This is a genomic window from Yoonia maricola (genome assembly GCF_002797915.1).
GTDB classification, from domain to species: domain Bacteria; phylum Pseudomonadota; class Alphaproteobacteria; order Rhodobacterales; family Rhodobacteraceae; genus Yoonia; species Yoonia maricola.
The window spans coordinates 24,257-43,009 of the sequence record NZ_PGTY01000003.1 but is presented as its reverse complement, the minus strand read 5'-3'; the positions used below and the strand labels follow the sequence as shown (position 1 = coordinate 43,009).

Annotated in this window: 18 protein-coding genes and 1 tRNA gene; 8 read left to right on the top strand and 11 right to left on the bottom strand. The window is 55.7% G+C overall.

Translation table 11 applies throughout. The annotated features are described in order from the left end of the window. Nucleotides 1–66: 66 nt before the first annotated feature. Genes BC777_RS14400 through BC777_RS14390 form a run of 3 tightly spaced genes read left to right on the top strand, consistent with a single transcriptional unit; the run spans nucleotide 67 to nucleotide 2,328 of the window. Complete coding sequence (locus BC777_RS14400; protein ID WP_100368910.1) at nucleotides 67–507, top strand: PaaI family thioesterase; 441 nt, start codon at nucleotides 67–69, stop codon at nucleotides 505–507. Then, nucleotides 504–998 (top strand): PaaI family thioesterase, encoded by a 495-nt coding sequence (locus BC777_RS14395; RefSeq protein WP_100368909.1) that lies wholly within the window; start codon nucleotides 504–506, stop codon nucleotides 996–998. The genes BC777_RS14400 and BC777_RS14395 overlap by 4 nt, the downstream gene beginning before the upstream one ends. Continuing rightward, nucleotides 991–2,328: an MATE family efflux transporter gene (locus BC777_RS14390; protein WP_100368908.1), complete on the top strand. Its 1,338-nt coding sequence runs from the start codon at nucleotides 991–993 to the stop codon at nucleotides 2,326–2,328. Before BC777_RS14395 ends, BC777_RS14390 begins: the two co-directional genes overlap by 8 nt. Here the strand turns inward: BC777_RS14390 and BC777_RS14385 are convergent. Both BC777_RS14385 and BC777_RS14380 read right to left on the bottom strand, forming a co-directional pair. Next, entirely contained in the window at nucleotides 2,305–3,357 is a 1,053-nt protein-coding gene (locus BC777_RS14385; protein WP_100368907.1) for a quinone-dependent dihydroorotate dehydrogenase, read from the bottom strand. The two genes, BC777_RS14390 and BC777_RS14385, sit on opposite strands and share 24 nt — an antisense overlap. Further along, the gene (locus tag BC777_RS14380; protein WP_100368906.1) at nucleotides 3,354–3,686 is read right to left on the bottom strand and encodes a DUF952 domain-containing protein; all 333 of its coding nucleotides are present in this window, start codon (nucleotides 3,684–3,686) and stop codon (nucleotides 3,354–3,356) included. The genes BC777_RS14385 and BC777_RS14380 overlap by 4 nt, the downstream gene beginning before the upstream one ends. Nucleotides 3,687–3,841: 155 nt before the next feature. Here BC777_RS14380 and BC777_RS14375 point away from each other — a divergent pair, with 155 nt between their 5' ends. Continuing rightward, the gene (locus BC777_RS14375) at nucleotides 3,842–5,404 is read left to right on the top strand and encodes a bifunctional metallophosphatase/5'-nucleotidase (protein ID WP_100368905.1); all 1,563 of its coding nucleotides are present in this window, start codon (nucleotides 3,842–3,844) and stop codon (nucleotides 5,402–5,404) included. A gap of 92 nt (nucleotides 5,405–5,496) precedes the next feature. Here BC777_RS14375 and BC777_RS14370 read toward each other — a convergent pair whose 3' ends face one another. Continuing rightward, nucleotides 5,497–6,204: a COG3904 family protein gene (locus tag BC777_RS14370; protein WP_245834395.1), complete on the bottom strand. Its 708-nt coding sequence runs from the start codon at nucleotides 6,202–6,204 to the stop codon at nucleotides 5,497–5,499. Nucleotides 6,205–6,251: 47 nt separating this feature from the next. Beyond that, the gene (locus BC777_RS14365; RefSeq protein WP_245834393.1) at nucleotides 6,252–7,508 is read right to left on the bottom strand and encodes a hypothetical protein; all 1,257 of its coding nucleotides are present in this window, start codon (nucleotides 7,506–7,508) and stop codon (nucleotides 6,252–6,254) included. A gap of 227 nt (nucleotides 7,509–7,735) precedes the next feature. Here BC777_RS14365 and BC777_RS14360 point away from each other — a divergent pair. The 4 genes from BC777_RS14360 to BC777_RS14345 all read left to right on the top strand — a co-directional run bounded on the left by BC777_RS14360 (nucleotide 7,736) and on the right by BC777_RS14345 (nucleotide 12,606). Then, nucleotides 7,736–7,809, top strand: a tRNA-Gly gene (locus BC777_RS14360). 97 nt (nucleotides 7,810–7,906) lie between these two features. Beyond that, nucleotides 7,907–9,697, top strand: coding sequence for an ABC transporter transmembrane domain-containing protein (locus tag BC777_RS14355; protein WP_100368903.1), 1,791 nt, complete (start codon nucleotides 7,907–7,909; stop codon nucleotides 9,695–9,697). Nucleotides 9,698–9,810: 113 nt separating this feature from the next. Further along, complete coding sequence (locus tag BC777_RS14350; RefSeq protein WP_100368902.1) at nucleotides 9,811–11,697, top strand: acyl-CoA synthetase; 1,887 nt, start codon at nucleotides 9,811–9,813, stop codon at nucleotides 11,695–11,697. Between the two features lie 36 nt (nucleotides 11,698–11,733). Further along, nucleotides 11,734–12,606 (top strand): NAD(P)-dependent oxidoreductase, encoded by an 873-nt coding sequence (locus tag BC777_RS14345; RefSeq protein ID WP_100368901.1) that lies wholly within the window; start codon nucleotides 11,734–11,736, stop codon nucleotides 12,604–12,606. A gap of 268 nt (nucleotides 12,607–12,874) precedes the next feature. Here the strand turns inward: BC777_RS14345 and BC777_RS14340 are convergent, their stop codons facing one another. From BC777_RS14340 to BC777_RS14310, 7 genes are all read right to left on the bottom strand, one after another. Then, nucleotides 12,875–13,396 carry a chemotaxis protein CheD gene (locus BC777_RS14340; RefSeq protein ID WP_100369334.1) on the bottom strand — a complete coding sequence of 174 codons (522 nt, stop codon included), beginning with the start codon at nucleotides 13,394–13,396 and terminating at the stop codon, nucleotides 12,875–12,877. After that, nucleotides 13,393–14,376: a CheB methylesterase domain-containing protein gene (locus BC777_RS14335; RefSeq protein ID WP_133122573.1), complete on the bottom strand. Its 984-nt coding sequence runs from the start codon at nucleotides 14,374–14,376 to the stop codon at nucleotides 13,393–13,395. The genes BC777_RS14340 and BC777_RS14335 overlap by 4 nt, the downstream gene beginning before the upstream one ends. Nucleotides 14,377–14,558: 182 nt before the next feature. Then, the gene (locus tag BC777_RS14330) at nucleotides 14,559–14,942 is read right to left on the bottom strand and encodes a DUF8776 family protein (protein ID WP_100368899.1); all 384 of its coding nucleotides are present in this window, start codon (nucleotides 14,940–14,942) and stop codon (nucleotides 14,559–14,561) included. Next, complete coding sequence (locus BC777_RS14325; RefSeq protein WP_100368898.1) at nucleotides 14,939–15,325, bottom strand: response regulator; 387 nt, start codon at nucleotides 15,323–15,325, stop codon at nucleotides 14,939–14,941. The genes BC777_RS14330 and BC777_RS14325 overlap by 4 nt, the downstream gene beginning before the upstream one ends. After that, nucleotides 15,322–16,221, bottom strand: coding sequence for a CheR family methyltransferase (locus BC777_RS14320; RefSeq protein ID WP_245834391.1), 900 nt, complete (start codon nucleotides 16,219–16,221; stop codon nucleotides 15,322–15,324). The genes BC777_RS14325 and BC777_RS14320 overlap by 4 nt, the downstream gene beginning before the upstream one ends. Next, nucleotides 16,218–16,685, bottom strand: coding sequence for a chemotaxis protein CheW (locus BC777_RS14315; RefSeq protein WP_100368897.1), 468 nt, complete (start codon nucleotides 16,683–16,685; stop codon nucleotides 16,218–16,220). The genes BC777_RS14320 and BC777_RS14315 overlap by 4 nt, the downstream gene beginning before the upstream one ends. Beyond that, nucleotides 16,672–18,750 (bottom strand): chemotaxis protein CheA, encoded by a 2,079-nt coding sequence (locus tag BC777_RS14310; protein ID WP_100368896.1) that lies wholly within the window; start codon nucleotides 18,748–18,750, stop codon nucleotides 16,672–16,674. Before BC777_RS14310 ends, BC777_RS14315 begins: the two co-directional genes overlap by 14 nt. Nucleotides 18,751–18,753 lie beyond the last annotated feature (3 nt).

Below are 18,753 nucleotides of genomic sequence, written 5' to 3'. Positions count from 1 at the left end.
TAACAACGGCAGTGGCCAAGCGCGCCAATCAAGGATACGCAAAGGCAATACCGAACAGGAGGCAACATGTCTGACGCACAAGAGAGACGCCGCGACGTGTTGGCGCGCCAGTTCATTGAGGCCATTCCCTATGCGCAAGAGCTTGGGATGCAGTTGACCGAGATTGCCGATGGTCGCGCTGTCATCGGAATGGACTATGACGCCCGCATTATCGGTGATCCTGAAACTGGCGTTATTCATGGGGGTGCCGTCTCTGCCCTGATGGATACCTGTGCTGGTGCGGCCGTTATGGCGCATCCGGCGGCGGCAGTTGCTACAGCGACCCTTGATCTGCGCATTGATTATATGCGCTCGGCAACGCCCGGTGATCGTATTACGGCTACGGCAGAGTGTTATCATGTCACCCGCTCGGTCGCCTTCGTGCGTGCCACGGCAGTGGATGGCGACCCGTCGCGTCCGGTTGCAACGGCCACCGGTGCCTTCACTATCGAGAGGGTTAAGTCATGACTCCTCAACCCGAACCTGTTCAAATCGTCAAGCAACGCCGCGATGCGACTTTGCAAAAGCTCGCCCATGGCGTGCCTTTCGTGCAGTTTCTCGGCATCCAGATTGACCGCAGAGGGGATGAGCTGACCGCCATTCTACCCTATGCCGACAAACTCATCGGTAACCCGATGTTGCCTGCCATCCATGGCGGTGTCACGGCGGCGTTTCTGGAAGTCACCGCCATTATTGAACTCAGCTGGCAGATGATCTGGCAAGATATGGAGGCAGGCAAATTCAGCGAGGATGCGCCACGCATACCTCTGCCTAAGACGATTGACTTTACGGTGGACTATCTGCGTTCTGGTCTGCCACGTGATGCCTATGCGCGTGCACGGGTCAACCGTTCTGGTCGCCGCTATGCCTCTGTGCATGTAGAAACATGGCAAGATAACCGCAGCAGGCTTTTTGCCTCTGCAACAGGGCATTTCCTGATGCCCCCGCGCGATGGCTGAGGCTCTGACGCATGCCCGTGTTTTGGCAATTGCACTGCCCATCGTTCTGTCGAACGCGACCGTTCCGATTTTGGGCGTGGTGGATACCGCAGTGGTTGGTCAGTTGGGCGAGGCTGCTCCAATTGGCGCGGTCGGGATCGGTGCGATCATCCTATCCAGCGTCTATTGGATTTTCGGGTTCCTTCGGATGGGCACGACAGGCCTGACATCCCAAGCCAGCGGGGCAGGGGACGCGGATGAAGTTGATGCATTGCTTTCGCGCGCCTTGTTGATTGGACTGTCTGCAGGTGCGGTGATGATTACCGCCCAAGTAGCCATATTTCAGGCGGCTTTTTGGTTGTCACCCGCAAGTGCCGAGGTCGAGGCTTTGGCGCGGGATTATATGATGATCCGCATTTGGTCCGCCCCTGCAACAATTGCCCTTTACGGGATCACCGGCTGGTTGATCGCGCAGGAACGCACCAAGGCTGTTTTGGTGCTTCAAGTCGGCATGAATGGCGCGAATATCGCGTTGAGTTTCTATCTGGGGTTAGAGCTTGGCTGGGGCGTTAAAGGCGTCGCTTGGGCGACTTTCATGGCCGAGTGGGGCGGGTTGGCGCTTGGCCTGTGGTTTTGTCGCGGTGTTTTCAGCCGTACGGCTTGGCGGTCGGTGGCCGCTGTATTTGATGCTGTACGACTCAAGCATATGGCGTTGGTCAACTCGGATATTCTGATCCGGTCGGTCCTGCTGCAAGCGATCTTTGTCAGTTTTCTGTTCTTTGGCTCCGACTTTGGCGATGTCCAACTGGCGGCCAATCAAATCCTGATGCAGTTTCTGCAGGTCACGGCCTATGCGCTGGATGGTTTTGCCTTCTCAGCAGAAGCACTGGTAGGCCAGGCGCTGGGCGCACGGGCGCGAGCTGCCCTGCGCCGAAGCGCGGTTCTGAGCAGTTTTTGGGGCGGGGTGGTTTGTACGGTCTTGGCCATTTCCTTTGCTGTGTTCGGTGGCGCAGTCATTGACATCATGACCACCGCATCCGAAGTGCGCGAGGCGGCGCGCGTGTATCTGCCGTATATGGTTGCCGCCCCAATTGTTGGTGTCGCGGCATGGATGTTGGATGGCATCTTCATCGGGGCAACACGGACCAAAGACATGCGCAACATGATGATTGTCTCGACAGTGATCTATTTTGCGACGGTCATCCCACTGATGGCGATGTTCCAGAACCACGGGCTTTGGCTTGGTCTTTTGCTGAGCTTTATCTTGCGTGGAGTCACGCTCGGGTGGAAGTACCCGGCGTTAGAAGCAGAAGCCGACAAACCAGCATCAGGTCCAGTCGCTGCGGCCTGATCCGACGGCATCAGCAACATTTGCAAATCCATCACGGGCCAGCAGGTCATCAAGGCCCTGCACGATCTCTGACACAAGAGAGAGGCCGCCATATACCAAGCCCGTGTAAAGTTGGACGGCAGAAGCGCCCGCCCGGATTTTCTGATAGGCTTGTTCGGCATTGGAGACGCCGCCGACGCCGATGATCGGTAGCGTGGTGAGGCCTGCAAGTTCCGCCAGAACCCGTGTGGATTTCTCAAAAAGTGGCTGACCAGAAAGACCACCCATTTCTGCTTTATGTGGTCCGTGCAAGCCATCACGGTCCAAGGTTGTGTTCGTCGCGATAATCGCATCAATGCCCGAAGCATTCGCAACGTCTGCAACTTCTCCGATTTCATCAGCGCCCAGATCTGGGGCGATTTTGAGGAACACAGGGATCGGTCGCGCGAGGGCTGCACGTGCATCCATGACACCCGCCAGCAATGCGGCCAGTGCTGCCTTGCCCTGTAGGTCGCGCAGTTTTTCGGTATTCGGCGAAGAAACATTGACCGTCGCAAAATCAACGACAGGGCCGCAGCGGGTCAGGACTGTCGCAAAATCTGCAGCTTTGTCATCACTGTCCTTATTCGCCCCAAGGTTCAGACCGATTACAGCACCCGTTGGACGGGTGGCCAGACGGTCCGCAATCGTATCCATCCCGTCATTGTTAAAGCCAAAGCGATTGATCGCAGCCCTGTCCTGTGTCAGCCGAAACAGGCGTGGTTTGGGATTGCCGGGTTGCGAGCGGGGTGTTGCGGCGCCGACTTCCAGAAACCCAAAACCCGTTTTGGCCAATGCGTGCAGCGCGGTGGCGTTCTTGTCAAAACCTGCGGCCAAGCCAACGGGGTTTGGCAAGGACAAGCCCGCAATGGTTGTTTGCAAACGGTCCGAAGTCACCGGGCCTATGCGTGGCCCCAATCCAACGTTCAGCGCTTTCAACGCCAAAGCATGTGCCGTTTCCGGGTCAATCTGGCGCAGCGCTGTCAGGCCGATCTGTTCAAGCACTTTCATGTCAGATCCGGGAATTGATGTACGCCGCCTACTATTGGGAGCGGCTTTGACCAAACCACATCATCCATCCGCATTCTGCGGTAAAGGTGCGGGAATAAAACACCCTCGCGGGCAGGCTCCCATTTGAGGGAGTCCAGCCCATCAGCCTCAACCGCCAACAGAACCAGCCCCTCAACATCGGAAAAGTATTTTGCGGCCGTCGCGGCCACGGTCTGGGCGGTCGAAAAATGGATATAGCCATCATCTACATCAATCGGCGCACCGACAGTTTCGCCGTCCGCCTGCAACGTAGCCCATTCATCGGCCCGGAATATCTTGTAAATCAGCATGGGGACGTCATGGCCTTTGCGTAAAAAATCGTCAAGCAGATGCTCAGTTTGGGTAAGCGCACGATCGTGTCGCAAGTTGACGAAGGATAACGTTTGACTCTCCCAAACCGCCTCGCCAAGCTAAAATGATTCCAACCTTTGGGGGACCCAATACAATGATTTTACGTTTGATGACGACAACCTGTGTGCTGGCTATGACGGCAAGTGTCGCGGCTGCTGACTATACCTTACATATCATCCACACCAATGACCTGCACAGCCGGATCGAGCCGATCAACCGCTTCGATTCGACCTGTAGTGCCGAAGATAATGCCGCTGGCGAATGCTTTGGCGGGGTCGCGCGGGTAATGACCAAAATCAATGAGTTGCGCGAAGAACTGGCAGACGAAAATGTTGTCGTTTTGGACGCAGGCGACCAGTATCAGGGCAGCCTGATGTACACGACCTACAAGGGCGACGTCGAAGCCGAGTTCATGGAGCAGATCGGCTACGATGTGATGGCCGTGGGCAACCATGAGTTTGATGATGGCGATGAGGGTCTGCGCAAGCTGACTGATGCGGTGTCTTTCCCTGTCATCTCTGGCAACATCGATGTGTCCAGCTCAAACATCCTCGCCGGACAGGTTGAGAACCATGTTGTGCTGGAAGTTGGTGGCGAACGCATTGGCATTATCTCGGCCTTGGCGGCAGATACTGTTGAAACGTCCAGCCCATCTGACGCTGTGATCTTTACAGAAGAGGCTGAAAGCCTTGCGGCTGATGTTGCAGCACTGGAAGCCGAAGGCGTGACCAAAATTATCGCGCTGACGCATATGGGCGTGAGCAAGGACATGGCAGTTGCCGAAGGTGTTGCCGGTCTTGATGCCGTTGTTGGCGGTCACTCGCATACTTTGTTCTCGAATACGGAAGAGGACGCGATGGCATATCCAACAATGGTCAACGGCGTGCCTGTGGTGCAAGCTTATGCCTACTCCAAATACGTCGGGCATCTCACGCTGGTCTTTGATGATGCGGGCAACGTCACGTCTGCAACGGGCGATACCATCCTGCTGGATGCCAGTGTCGCCGAAGATGAAGCCGCTGTTGCGCGTGTGGCCGAACTTGCGGGACCTATCGAAGAGATGAAGTCCCGCGTTGTGGCTGATGCGGCCGAAGCGATTGAAGGCGATCGTTCCGTTTGCCGCGCGATGGAATGCCCGATGGGTAACCTCGTGGCTGACGCGATGCTTGACCGTGTTGCGGATCAGGGCATCCAGATTGCGATCCAGAATGGTGGTGGCTTGCGCGCATCTATTGATGCGGGCGAAATCACAATGGGTGAAGTGCTGACCGTGCTACCGTTCCAGAACACGCTGTCGACATTTGAAGTCACGGGTGAGGCAATTGTCGCAGCGCTTGAAAACGGCGTCAGCGAAATTGAAGAAGGCGCCGGGCGCTTTCCGCAAGTTGCAGGCATGTCCTTTAGCGTTGATGCCACTGCAGAGCCGGGTTCACGGATATCTGATGTGATGGTGGGCGACACGCCCATTGATCCGGCCGCGACCTACGGTGTTGTTTCTAACAACTACATCCGCAACGGCGGTGATGGCTACAGCATGTTCGAAGATGCGATGAACGCCTATGATTTTGGCCCCGATCTGGCCGATGTCACCGCGGAATATATTGCAGCGAATGCGCCATATCAGCCTTATACTGACGGGCGCATCACGATGAAGTAAGCGTGGTAGAGCGCAAGTAATTACGCGCTGCGGGGTGACCCGCAGCGCGTTTTTTTTATGCTCGTTATGCAGACGCCTCGTTTGGCAGCACGCTATTGTGGCACGTCCGAGACGACATTCCAGTCGGTCAATTCGGTCTGCGTCAGAATATAAATCTCGTTTGCGGGGGTGGCGAGGGCGGGTCCCATGATGCGCAGGTCGATCCCCATTTCATCAAGATGGGCCAGTACCTCTGCCTGACCGCTTTGAATGTCCTGTGTCGCCAGAAATGCTGGCAGAATCGTGGACTCTCCAAAACTATGCTGATGCACGCCCAGCCGCGCGCCCGTATCGGTACTGCGCTGCACACCGCCGACAAAGATATATGGGCAGGCTGACAGGCACACACTTTCGTCGGCAATCTGCGTGGCCACCTCCAGTTGACGCAGCACACGACCGATTTCCAAAGCGTCTGATACGCTGCCGCCGGGGCTATCAAGGCGCACAGTTTCAGGTGCGATGCGCTGTAATTCTGCGGTGATACGCACACCATCACCCGGCGCGATGGCGCCGCGCAGGGTAACTGTATCAATGCGTTGTGTGGTCAAGGTCAGCTGACTTGGCATGTTGGGGTCAATGCCCGCGCCAGGTTGGGTGGGGTTTGACGGCTGATAACGGCGGGTTTGATCGCCCGGCTGCGTCGGGCGGTTCAATGCGGGCGCATCGGATGCCTGATTAAACAACGTCGGTAACATACCCGCGACATCGGCCAGTATCAAAAACAGGGCGATCACAACCTGCCCACCCAACAACCAGCGCATCGTTCGGCGCTCGGTCCAGGTAGGAGGGTTGGTCTTTACGTCATCTGTCATTCGACAACACGCGGTGTCGGTGGCCGTTCGCTTGTGTCATGTGGCGTTTCCGAAGGCTCTGTTTGCATGGCGCGCATTGCGATCACAGCCGCCTGTAGTTCTGCCACCGTCAGTGCGTTCTGAGGGTCCGCTGGTTCGCGTCCAGCTCTGATAGCGGCCTGCGCAACCGCCACGATCATCACCAAAACCGCTGGCAAAAGGTCAATCGCAATCGCCCCGGCCCAGGACGGTGCAAAATTACGCGCATAACGTATGACTGCATCAGCGGTTGAAATCGGCGTATAGATCACTTCGGAAGCAGGCGGGAGTGCGAGCACATCAGAGGCCGCCGCTTGCAACGTATCCGCGCGCTGCGCGAGCACTTCAAGCAATGATGTGATCGTGGCTTGCTGTGCGGCCTGCCCGCCAGCGTTGTCCGCGTCCAGCCGCGGCAAGACAACCGATTGCGCCAAATCACGCGCAGCACGGTCCACCAATGGGGCGACAGAAAGCTGCCTGAGGGTTGTGATTACACCTGCCAACCTGACCGCTTCTTCCGAGAACTGCACGGACCTGTCCTCGACCGCGCCGGGCGCGACGGTAAGGGCACGCATGCGGCTCAGGATGGCATTCCCTTCTGCGAAAGCCCCGGCAATCGGCGTTTCTTGCGCACGGATCAACTGTTCAAGTGCTGCTAACTCATCGGATTTTTGTGTCAGTACCCGGAAGACCGCACCGCGCCCGGCCAGCCCTGACAAACCGCCGCCGGCCTCTTGTTCGGACAGGTCCGCGAAACTCTGTCGGGTGCGTCCGACATCAAGCCCAAGCGCTTGTCCTTGCAATGTGATTTCATGGGCACGTTCCAGCGATGACTGATAGTCCTGCACGGTACGCGCCAAGTGCTGTTCCACTGCAGCAGAGCCCGCAAGGGCCGCTGCATTCAGCCAGGATGACATCGCAATAATGGCACCAGACCCGATCACCATTGCCAGAACCAGCCAAAGCCGTGTTGCCGCCGTGCGCATCACTGGCAGCAGGCGCAAAAGATACGACCAGAAGACAAAAATGCCCGTGGATACAGCGGCTGAATAAGCAATCGCCGCAAATAGTGACAGCGCACCACTGTCATCAAGCAAACCCCGCACGCCAAGATATGTATAAATACCGGATGCGACCGCCAGAATACCAAGCGCCGCAGAGGTAAAACTATCAAGCCATGTCAGATGTCCTTCGACATCGCGTGCATGGCGCAGCCCATTGGTGTCTTGGTTCAAAATCAGTCTCCGCTTGTAGAAATACGTCAGGGTTGCGCTGTTTTGGTTATTTTCAATGCTGGATACCATGGCGCAGGTTATCCGCGAGAGTCCACCGACATACCGCAACTGTGATCAATCATACGCCGCAAGTTGCGCGAGGGCTCTCTAGTTCTGGCAAACCGGGGTACCGCAGATGAGTACATCTTGACCTCGCCTGAAAGGTCAAATAGCACACGTTCAGCAGCGCGGGCGTTGTGTAATGGTAAGACCTCAGCCTTCCAAGCTGATGATACGGGTTCGATTCCCGTCGCCCGCTCCAGCCTCCCTTTCAATCAAAATAGCGCTGATGCGTTTGGTCGCCTTGTGAAACGCTCGGTTCAGTTTTATGTCCCTCGGGACGCAATGAAGGACCGCCAATGGCCGAGACCCAAAAACCCAAACCAGAGGACCGTCCTGTCGGTAAACGCGTCTCCGCACTCAAGGCGCTGTGGCCATTTATGAAGCCATACCGATTGAACATGATTGGCGCGACTTTCGCGTTGGTGTTCACGGCGATGGTGTCTCTTAGCCTGCCGATTGCAGCAGGGCAGGTGGTGGACACATTTGGTTTGGCCAGCGGTGAAATCAGCCAGCATTTCGTCACGATGCTGACGATTGCTGTCCTGCTCGCCTTTGGGACGGCGCTGCGATATTATCTCGTGACGCGCCTTGGCGAACGGGTTGTGGCCGATATTCGCAAGGCCGTTTTCAATCGCATGATCAGCATGAGCCCCGCGTTCTATGAAAAGATCATGACTGGCGAAGTACTGAGCCGGATTACCACGGATACCACGCTGATCCTGTCGGTCATTGGCAGTTCGGTATCTATCGCGCTGCGCAACATCCTGATCTTCATTGGCGGTGTGATTTTGATGCTTCTGACCTCTGTGAAGATGAGCGCGATGGTGCTTTGGCCGATCCCGGTTGTTCTGTTCCCGATCCTGTTTCTGGGGCGGCGCGTGCGCAGCCTGTCCAAGGAAAATCAGGACCTGATCGCCGAAAGCAGCGGCGACGCGTCCGAGCAGCTATTATCGGCACAAACCGTGCAGGCGTTTACGCATGAGGAACTGAGCCGCGCTAAATTTGATGAGGTGACCGAGCAAAGTTATCGCTCCGCCCGCCGTCGGATCATGACCCGCGCGGCATTGACGGCCATCGTGATTTTCATGGTCTTTGCGGCCATTGTGCTGTTTTTGCAGATGGGATCGCAGGATGTCGTCGCCGGTCAGATTACCGAAGGTGGGCTTGTGCAATTCATGATCTACACGATCATGGTCGGCGGTGCCGTTGCCGCATTGTCAGAGGTTTGGGGCGAATTGCAGCGCGCCGCAGGTGCCACCGAACGGTTGGTTGAATTGCTGACAGCAGAAGACACGGTGCAGGACCCGGCACAACCCAAGGCACTGCCAACCCCGGTCAAAGGCGCGCTTCATTTTGAGAACCTGCAGTTTCACTACCCCTCGCGTCCGCAAGTGTCTGCGTTGGATGGAATTGATCTGAAGATCACACCAGGTGAAACCGTGGCTCTGGTCGGGCCGTCCGGGGCAGGCAAAAGCACGATCATCCAGATGGTGCAGCGCTTTTATGACCCTCAGGATGGTACCGTGCTGCTTGATGGTCACGACCTGCGCGATCTGGACCGATCTGATTTTCGCAAGCATATTGCCTTGGTCCCGCAAGACCCTGTTATCTTTGCTGATACGGCGCGCGAGAATATTCGTTTCGGGCGCCCTACGGCCTCGGATGCCGAGGTCGAGGATGCTGCAAAGGCCGCCGCTGCCTATGATTTCCTGACCGCTTTGCCTGACGGTTTTGACAGCTATGTGGGCGAACGTGGTGTCATGTTATCGGGGGGGCAAAAACAGCGGATCGCGATTGCCCGCGCAATCCTGCGTGATGCACCGGTCCTGCTGCTGGACGAGGCAACAAGCGCATTGGATGCTGAAAGCGAATATGCCGTCCAACGCGCTGTGGAAGAACTTGCGCGGACAAGAACTACGTTGATCGTGGCTCACCGGCTTGCCACCGTCAAAAAGGCGGATCGTATTGTTGTTTTGGAAGACGGCAAGATCGTCGCCCAAGGCACGCATGACGCGCTGGTGGCGCAAGGTGGGCTTTATGCACGGCTTGCCCGATTGCAGTTTACCGAAGGCGTCGCAGCAGAATAGCTGCGCTTTTTCGTAGCGTAAGACTTGTGATCACGTCAATTTTTCCCCAACCTGCGACGTCAGGGAGGCCGCGCAGCGCTGCACGGTAAAAGAACAAATAGGGAGGAGACGGCATGGCATTTGCAAGTGTCGCAGATCGGGACGCCATTGAAAATGAAAAGCCGTGGGAGGAGCGTAACACGCCGACCACGACCTATGCGTTGCTCACGCAGACGGCGTCCAGACATGGGTCACGCAAAGCAATCAGTTTCAGCCTTCTCTCTGATCCGAACGCGAAATGTGAAACGCTTAGCTGGGATGAGCTGCGGAACAAAACCGGGCAGGCGGCCAATATGTTCCGTAACCTTGGCGTTGGCGAGAAAGACGTCGTCGCCTACCTGATGCCCAACGCGACTGAGACGATCCTGACCTATCTTGGCGGGCAGGTGGCGGGGATCGTCAACCCGATCAACCCGTTGCTTGAAGCCGAGCAAATCGCTGCGATCCTGCGCGAGACGAATGCAAAAGTACTGGTCACCTTGAAAGCCTTCCCCAAAACCGACGTCGCCCAAAAAGCGGCCGAGGCGGTGCGTCTGGCCCCCAATGTGACCCATGTGCTTGAGGTGGATCTGCATCGCTATCTGACCGGGCTAAAGCGCCTCATCGTGCCGCTGATCCGGCCCAAGAACCCCGTCGCGCACAAGGCCAAGGTCCTTGATTTCAACGCAGAGATGGACAGGCAGCCCACAACGCTGAGCTTTGAAGATAGCAAGGTGGACCGGGTTGCGGCCTATTTCCACACCGGTGGAACCACCGGCATGCCCAAGGTCGTGCAACACCGCTATTCTGGCATTGTTTATAACGCATGGCTGGGTGACCGCCTGCTTTTCACCGAAGAAGACGTGCAAATCTGCCCGCTGCCACTGTTCCACGTTTTCGCGACAATTGTGTCCCTTGGGGCATCGCTGGGATCAGGTGCGCAAATCGTCTTTCCCACGCCGCAAGGATACCGCGGCGAAGGTGTTTTTGATAACTTCTGGAAGCTGGTCGAGAAACACAAAGTTACCTTCATGATCACGGTGCCTACAGCGATGTCAGCACTGATGCAGCGTAAGGTGGACGCGGATATCTCGACCCTGCGTTTGGCGTTCTGCGGATCAGCACCCTTGCCGCTGGAACTTTACCGGCGATTCGAGGAAGCGGCAGGCGTGACCATCTGCGAAGGTTACGGGCTGACCGAAGCGACTTGCCTTGTGTCCATCAACCCGCCCGCCGGGGAAAAGCGCGTGGGCTCCATCGGCCTACCGTTTCCTTACACGCAAGTCAAAATCGTCAACCCCGCTGATGGTGAAATCATGGACGTGGATGAGATCGGCGAAATCTGCATCTCGAACCCCGGTGTCTTTGACGGGCAGACCTATACCGAGGCCGATAAGAACAAGGACTTGTTTTACCCTGGCCCGCAATCTGACGTGCAGTTCTTGCGAACGGGCGATCTGGGGCGGGTTGATGCAGATGGCTATCTTTGGATCACTGGCCGTGCGAAGGACCTGATCATTCGCGGCGGGCACAACATTGACCCCGCCGAAATCGAAGAGGCCTTGGCGGGGCATGATGCCGTCGCCTTTGCCGGCGCGATCGGGCAGCCCGACCAGCACGCGGGCGAGGTGCCCTGCGCCTATGTTGAACTCGTTGACGGGGCCGAGGTAACGCAAGATGAGCTGATGGCGCATGCCAAAAAGCATATTCATGAACGTGCGGCCCATCCCAAGCACCTTGAAGTCCTAGATGAATTGCCAAAAACAGCCGTCGGGAAAATCTTTAAACCCGACCTGCGCAAACGTGCAATCTCACGGATCTATAATGCCGCTCTGGCAGATCTCGCTGCGGAGGTGCAGGACGTTAGCGAGGATAAAAAACGTGGGCTGGTAGCGTATATTGCCAAGACAGGCGATGCATCGGACGTTGAAATTGGCCACGCATTGAACGCCTACACTATCCCTTGGGAAATGGTGGACTAGGTTAGCGGTCAAGCAAAGCAACAAAGGACAGCTGCGATGACAAAACTTGCATTCTTGGGTCTGGGGGTCATGGGATACCCGATGGCGGGCCACCTTCAGGCGGCGGGCCATGATGTGACGGTGTATAACCGGACGACCGTGAAAGCCGAAAAATGGGTCGCCCAGCATGGCGGAGCGATGGGCCAAACGCCGCGCGCCGCGGTTGAGGGTGCGGCGTTGGTCATGGCCTGCGTCGGCAATGACGATGACCTACGGTCTGTTTGCCTGGACGATGATGGTGCCTTTGCCGGGATGGCTGCCGGATCGATCTTTGTGGATCACACGACAGTATCTGCCGCGGTGACGCGCGAACTGCATGATGTTGCCGCTGAAAAGGGGATCGCCTTTGTCGATGCGCCCGTCTCTGGCGGGCAGGCAGGGGCTGAAAACGGGGCTCTGTCTGTGATGTGCGGTGGTGCGGCGGAAAGTTATGCCAGTGCCGAGGCTGTGATTGCGGCCTACGCCAAGCTTTGCCGCCGGATGGGGGACAGTGGTACCGGGCAAATGACCAAGATGTGCAATCAGATCGCCATCGCCGGACTGGTTCAAGGGCTGTCAGAGGCGCTGCATTTTGCGCAGAAAGCGGGTCTTGATGGCGAAGCTGTGGTCGAGGTGATCAGTCAGGGTGCAGCGGGCAGTTGGCAAATGTCGAACCGCTATCAAACGATGCTAGCCGACGAATGGGAGCATGGGTTTGCGGTTGACTGGATGCGCAAGGACCTTGGTATTTGTCTGGATACGGCCGACGAAAACGGGGCCAGCTTGCCTGTCACGGCGCTGGTCGATCAGTTCTACAAGGATGTGCAGAAACTGGGCGGTGGACGGTGGGACACCTCATCATTGCTCAAGCGCTTGCAGGCGATGGGCTAGTGTGTAGGGTCAGGCCCCGTCCATCCTGCACCCTCAGTTTGTCAGATCGGCCCGGTGGATTTTGTTGCAAGGCCTTGAAATAGAATAGCTATTCTTGCGGCTTTGCGCGTCGCCACCGGGTCAATCCCTCCAATCCAAAAGACGGTGTTTTCACTTCATTTCAGAGGCATGCGCCGTTTGGACTTTGAATCGCTATGCCTGCGCAGCGCTAACCACGAATACTTCGTGAACAACGCCGCTGACGGCGCAGGATGAATGGGGCCTGACCCTAGAACAACGTGATGTCTGATGGCGGCACGACGGCTTTTTTCTCGACCATCAGGTCGGGTGTTTCGCCGGCGATTTGCAGCTGGCGTGCCGCACCGGTTGTTGGTGTGAACTGCACCCGGCGGGCCTGTTCGCCACCAAGGCTGTGCGATATGCAGGGGATTCCCTCTTGCTTCAGAAAATCTTGCGCAAAGGTGGCGTTTGATTGCCCAATATCGCGCGCATGGGCCGTCATGCGTGCGCCACCAAACAGCTTGCCTTGTAACCGGTAGCGTTCGGCGCCCGCGCGTAACAACTGGTTTATCAACAACTCCATCGCGTTCACGCCATAGCGCATGTCACCACCGCGCGTTTCTCCTGTCCCGGCAAGCAAGAAATGGTTCATGCCCCCAACGCCTGCCTCTCGGTCATAAAGACAGACCGCAACGCAGGACCCCAACACCGTTGACATGACCACGCTGGGGTCGCCCGATACCGCATAGTCACCCTGCACGATTGTCACGACGTTCTGCGCACTGCTCATGCGCGTTGCCTTGCGCGGCATGACTTCAGTAAGGCGGGCCCAATATCCTGAATAGGAAGTTGTGTGCAAACACCACCCATTTCCATCGCGACGCGTGGCATGCCGTAGACCACGCAGGTCTTTTGATCCTGCCCTATTGTATGGGAACCAGCCTGCCGCAGTTTGGTCAACCCCGCCGCCCCATCTTTGCCCATACCTGTCAACAATGCCGCGCTGACCTTGGGCGCGTGCGGCAGGGCTGATGTAAACAGCGCGTCAACGGATGGGCGATGTCCCGATACCGCAGGATCGTCTTGCAGTATTATGTCCGGCTTTTGTTTCGGTGAAACAGTCAGATGCGCGCGATCATCGGGGGCAAGATAGACATGCCCGGGTGCAAGCGACATGTGGTCCTGCGCGGCAATCACGGTGGCGGGGGACGCACCATTCAGCAGTTTGATCAGACTTTTTGCAAAACCTGCGCCGGTATGCTGCACGATCAAAACAGGTGGACAGTGGCGGTCAAAATGCCGCGAGACGTTTAATAGAGCATCAATACCACCGGTCGAAGCACCGATCAAAATCATGCGATTTTGGTCGTAGGCCGCACTATTTGGCGTGCTGTGATCGTAATGTTGCGCAGAAAAATCTGTCGGTTGTCGTGTCTTGTCTATCTTTTGGATCGCGCCACCAAGTTGGTCATCCGGGACCATACTGATCTGCGCAAACAAAGGATGCGCGCGCGGGACCTCGTGGCTGGCTGCAAGCACGATACAAGCGATGTTCATGATCCTAAACAGCGATGCAAGCAGCTCAAATTCGGCAAGTTCAGCCAGATCTTCTGCGATGATCACCAAGTCAGGTTCATAATGTTCTGCAAGATTATAGGTATCCGTCAATGTGGATGCTTCCAAGACGTCAGCATCTGACATCAGTGCGATGACCTGATGCTTTACTCTTGCAAGGCGCAACAAAGATGGGTGCGCAATAAGAATTTTCATGTCTTGTCCAAACACCTCGAAACCGATGGGCAAAAGCCATCTTGGAAAAATAAGTCTCCGACAGTCTCGGAAGATAGCGCCAGGGGACGCATGGCGCGTGATAACTGTTACGCTGTGCTTTGCCGTTGTCGGTCATCATCAACCGGCATTTGCAAATCCGTTAGGTCACGCGCAGGCGTGCCTCAAAAAAGTTCAATCTCCTCGTGTGATTTCTGCCTATCTTGTTGCTTTGTCAGTGTTTCAGTCTGGCAGATCGCATCGCGCAGATCTTGTAGCTTCATCGGATCACTTATGTTTGCCCGTCCGACCGTCAGACCCTCAGGCGTCGCATCAGCGAGCCGATCCAACAGCGCGGCAATTTCATCGGTGGCTTGTTTGAGAAAATCGAGTGCCTGCAAATTTTGAACACGACCGGCGGCCTGCGGTACTTGCCGATAATCGTCGAGGATTTGATGTTCAAGATCCAATACGATCTCTCCTAATTGCATCACACTCCGCCCTGTCTGGCGCAGGGTCTGCGCCAGACCAAGCTGCAGGAATGGGGTATCGTCTGGTACGCTACTCACAATCGACCCACCACGCTTTCAATGCATTTCTTCATGCTGTCGGTCGTAAACGGTTTCTTGATAATATTATTAAGTCCCAGCGCCTTTCCCTTGCTTACCAGATCCGGGGTCGGATTGCCGGTTACCAATATGAACCCAACGCGTGCGGTTGTCTTGTTCTGCCGCAGGGCCTGCAGCAACTGTAAACCATCCATGCCGGGCATATTGTAATCCGACAAGACCAGATGAACCGGGTCGTTGACTAATTTGGCGTAAGCAGCACGCCCGTCATTTTCGGCCTGGTTTTTCCAAATGCCCATTTCTTCGATGGCCTGTACCAACAGGCCACGGCTGACGCCCATGTCATCGACAATCATCACCCGCAAAGAGTCTTTCAAGCTCAATTTTCGTCTCCTTTATCGCGGTGTTTATTTGTTGTTTGTTTTTGGTAGGTAGTAATGCCAACACTTTTGAAGTCAGCCTCGGCCGGGCCACTTAACCGTTCGGAATGGCCGATCATCAGATGCGCGTCATTGCCCAATGCCGCCGCAAACCGTTGCCACAAACGGGCCTGAGTTGTTTTGTCAAAATAGATTGCTGCATTTCTGCAAAAGATAACGTCAAAACAGCGCTGCATCGGCCAATCTGCAATCAAATTCAATTCTCCGAACGAAATCATAGCTTTCAGTGCGTTATCCATTTCAAATTCATCTGCGCGGGCTGTGGCCACCCTTGTGAGGCAGCGACACCAATTTTCAGGAATTGCCTGAATTTGCTCGGCTGGGTAAAGCCCGTCGCGTGCGGTTTTGACCACTTGTGGGTCAATGTCTGTTGCGAGGATTTTGACGTCATATTTACGCAGTTCCGGGTCGATATCGAGCAATGTTGCAGCAATAGAATATGCTTCTTGCCCTGTTGAACAGGCAGCAGACCAAAGGCGTACGGCATCTCCGCTCTTGGCTTTTGCTGTCAAGGTTGGTGCAATCACCGTCTTTAGATATTCAAAATGATGCACCTCACGAAAGAAATGCGTCACGTTGGTTGTCAATGCCGATAGCAGGTGGGTTTGCTCACTATCGCCTTCAGTGCGATTAAGCAGATCGCAATAGTCTTCAAAACTACCTAAATTGAGGGCACGCAGTCTTTTGGCGAGGCGAGAATGCACCAGTGCTTTCTTGGAAGGTTGCAGAAAGAGGCCATATCGCGCGTTCGCCAACTCAGAAATCATGCGAAAATCGCGATCTGAAAATGCGAATTCCTGTCGCGCATCTGGCGAGGTTTTTTGTATATCCTGCATCATGCTGCCGTTGCCAGGCTTGATTGTAGCAGCGCATCGAGATTGATGATTTTGATCATATTGTCACCAACAGGAATGATGCCATCAACCGCGCGGGTGGTGGCGTCTTCTTCGGTTTTGGGTGTTTCACGTACCATATCGGTCTGCGCACCCAAGATCTCAGATACGGATTCGACCAGCAGTCCGACAATCCGTTCTTCGATTGCAGTGATGATGATCACATGCCGTTCGGTTGGGGTGATCGTGCTGAAGCCAAGTTTTGCGGCGAGGTCGAGTATTGGAATAACCGCGCCGCGCAAGTTTATGACGCCTAAAACATAAGCTGGCGAATGCGGCAGCAACGTCACGGGTGACCAGCGACGTATTTCACGGATTTGCGTAATCTCGATGCAGAAGCTTTGTCCGCCTGCCACGAGTGTGACAAATTCCATCTGCTTTTCAGATCTCGGATCGTCATCTTGTTGCATGTGACACCTCATTTTGCGCCTTGCGTTGTGCGTTCACTTCGCTCGCGGGTACGGCGGAAATCGCATCAGGATCAATAATCAACGCGATTTTGCCGTCTCCAAGAATAGTGGCGCCGGAAATGCCCGATATCTCACCGTAGCTGCCTTGCATGCTTTTCACGACGACCTGGCGCTGGTCCAAGATATCGTCAACGGCCAACGCGCATTGGCTGACAGATTCAGTTTGCAGCAGAAGCAACACGCGGTCAGTCAGGGATGTTGCGTTTGGCGTGACACCCAAGCGGCTTGCCAGATCAATGATCGGCACATACTCGCCACGGATACGCAGCAGATGATTGCTGAGCCCGATTTCGGCAATATCAGCGGGGGAAGGGCGTATCGTTTCAAGAATGCTAGCGATCGGGACAACCATTGTTTGCCCGCCGATGTGAATAATCATGCCGTCCATTACGGCCAACGTCAAAGGTAGTGTGATCGAAAAAGTCGTGCCCTGACCCGCCACGCTGCTAATCGCGATCCGCCCCCCAAGGGCGGTAATCGCGGTTTTGACAACGTCCATGCCGACACCCCGGCCCGACAAGTTCGTCACGACTGATGCCGTTGAAAATCCGGGTGCGAAAAGCAAGTGATCAATCTCTTGCTCGCTCAATGCTGCGTCTTCCGTGATCAGACCTTTGTTTATGGCGATTTCTCTGATCCGTTTGCGGTTCAACCCTGCACCGTCATCGATAATTTCAATCACGATGCTGCCCGATCTCTGACTTGCGGTCAGGCGTAGTGTCCCTGTCTGGGGTTTGTCGGTTGCAGCGCGGTCTTCTGGCGTTTCGATCCCATGATCAATGGCGTTTCTGATCATATGTGTCAGCGGATCGGCAAGCCGTTCGACAACAATTTTGTCAACTTCTGTCGCCTCGCCTTCCGTGATCAGATTGACATCCTTACCGGTCGCATCTGCGGCTTCGCGACCAATGCGCAACATGCGCTGAAACAAGGGTTTGACCGGCTGGGCCCGGATCGCCATCACGCCTTCTTGAATTTCCCGCGCCAGCAGTTTGTAGTCGTCAAGGTCGCCATAAAGCTCTGCGCTGTTGGGCAGCTCGGCTTCGTCAATCCGCTGTGAGATCACCGATTGGTTGATGATCAATTCGCCCACAGCGTTGATTAGCCTGTCCACCCGTTCAGGATCGACCCGCAGGGTGCTAGCCGCCCTTTTGGCGGGTTTTTCAGTCTTTGCCGGCGTATCCGCAGGTGCGTCGGAAGCGGGGGCAGGTTCAACCGGTGTCAGGTCAACGGTGGGAACGACATCTGGCAGACCGATGTCAATTGCGGGTGCTGGTTCATCGACGTGGGCCTCGGTGATTTGAAGGTCGCAAAGGTCTTCTGCAAATTGAAAAACATCCCGTATTGCCAGATCGTTCTGCTGGTCGGCGACAGTGACTTGCCATGTCAGATACCCATCATTCCAAGTAAAGCCAGTAAAGTCTTCGGGCAGGTCGCTGGTTTCAACGCTGATCTCGCACGGGCCAAGCGCCTGTAGTGCCGCAATGAAGAGCGCGGGATCATTGCCCGTGGCGTAAAACTCCTGACCGGGCCGAAAATGCACGACAAACCGTGCGCCACTGTCATCACCGTCAAATGACAGGCTTAATGCTTCAAATACAAATTCTTCCTCAACAAGGTCTTCGGCTCCAAGAAAAGACTGCAACTCTGCAATGACCGGATCGACCTGATCACGGTCTGCGGGTATGTCGTCGCGCGCCGCGTCGACCAGATTTGCCAATATATCGCCTGCGCGCTGCAATACGCGCAGGAGTTCATCATCCGTTTCGAGCTTATCGCTGCGCACTTCATCCAGTACGGTTTCAAACGTATGCGCAAATCCGACCAGATCATCGAGCGAGAACGCACCTGCGGCACCTTTGATTGAATGGACCGCACGGAATACCGCGTTAACGGTTTCGCCGTCGGCGCGGCCTTCGCGCATGTCTTCCAAACCGTCAGACAAGGCGACCAACAGGTCTTCGCACTCTTCAAAAAAGGCGTCTAAAATGGCTGAATCAGTCATTGA

What these genes read in the sequence shown, in the direction of transcription:
- BC777_RS14350 (WP_100368902.1), top strand. Translation starts at nt 9,811, where the DNA reads ATGGCATTTGCAAGTGTCGCAGATCGGGACGCCATTGAAAATGAAAAG.
- BC777_RS14310 (WP_100368896.1), bottom strand. Translation starts at nt 18,750, where the DNA reads ATGACTGATTCAGCCATTTTAGACGCCTTTTTTGAAGAGTGCGAAGAC.
- BC777_RS14320 (WP_245834391.1), bottom strand. Translation starts at nt 16,221, where the DNA reads ATGATGCAGGATATACAAAAAACCTCGCCAGATGCGCGACAGGAATTC.
- BC777_RS14400 (WP_100368910.1), top strand. Translation starts at nt 67, where the DNA reads ATGTCTGACGCACAAGAGAGACGCCGCGACGTGTTGGCGCGCCAGTTC.
- BC777_RS14345 (WP_100368901.1), top strand. Translation starts at nt 11,734, where the DNA reads ATGACAAAACTTGCATTCTTGGGTCTGGGGGTCATGGGATACCCGATG.
- BC777_RS14385 (WP_100368907.1), bottom strand. Translation starts at nt 3,357, where the DNA reads ATGAAAGTGCTTGAACAGATCGGCCTGACAGCGCTGCGCCAGATTGAC.
- BC777_RS14335 (WP_133122573.1), bottom strand. Translation starts at nt 14,376, where the DNA reads ATGAAAATTCTTATTGCGCACCCATCTTTGTTGCGCCTTGCAAGAGTA.
- BC777_RS14375 (WP_100368905.1), top strand. Translation starts at nt 3,842, where the DNA reads ATGATTTTACGTTTGATGACGACAACCTGTGTGCTGGCTATGACGGCA.
- BC777_RS14355 (WP_100368903.1), top strand. Translation starts at nt 7,907, where the DNA reads ATGGCCGAGACCCAAAAACCCAAACCAGAGGACCGTCCTGTCGGTAAA.
- BC777_RS14340 (WP_100369334.1), bottom strand. Translation starts at nt 13,396, where the DNA reads ATGAGCAGTGCGCAGAACGTCGTGACAATCGTGCAGGGTGACTATGCG.
- BC777_RS14370 (WP_245834395.1), bottom strand. Translation starts at nt 6,204, where the DNA reads ATGCGCTGGTTGTTGGGTGGGCAGGTTGTGATCGCCCTGTTTTTGATA.
- BC777_RS14315 (WP_100368897.1), bottom strand. Translation starts at nt 16,685, where the DNA reads ATGCAACAAGATGACGATCCGAGATCTGAAAAGCAGATGGAATTTGTC.
- BC777_RS14380 (WP_100368906.1), bottom strand. Translation starts at nt 3,686, where the DNA reads ATGCTGATTTACAAGATATTCCGGGCCGATGAATGGGCTACGTTGCAG.
- BC777_RS14395 (WP_100368909.1), top strand. Translation starts at nt 504, where the DNA reads ATGACTCCTCAACCCGAACCTGTTCAAATCGTCAAGCAACGCCGCGAT.
- BC777_RS14390 (WP_100368908.1), top strand. Translation starts at nt 991, where the DNA reads ATGGCTGAGGCTCTGACGCATGCCCGTGTTTTGGCAATTGCACTGCCC.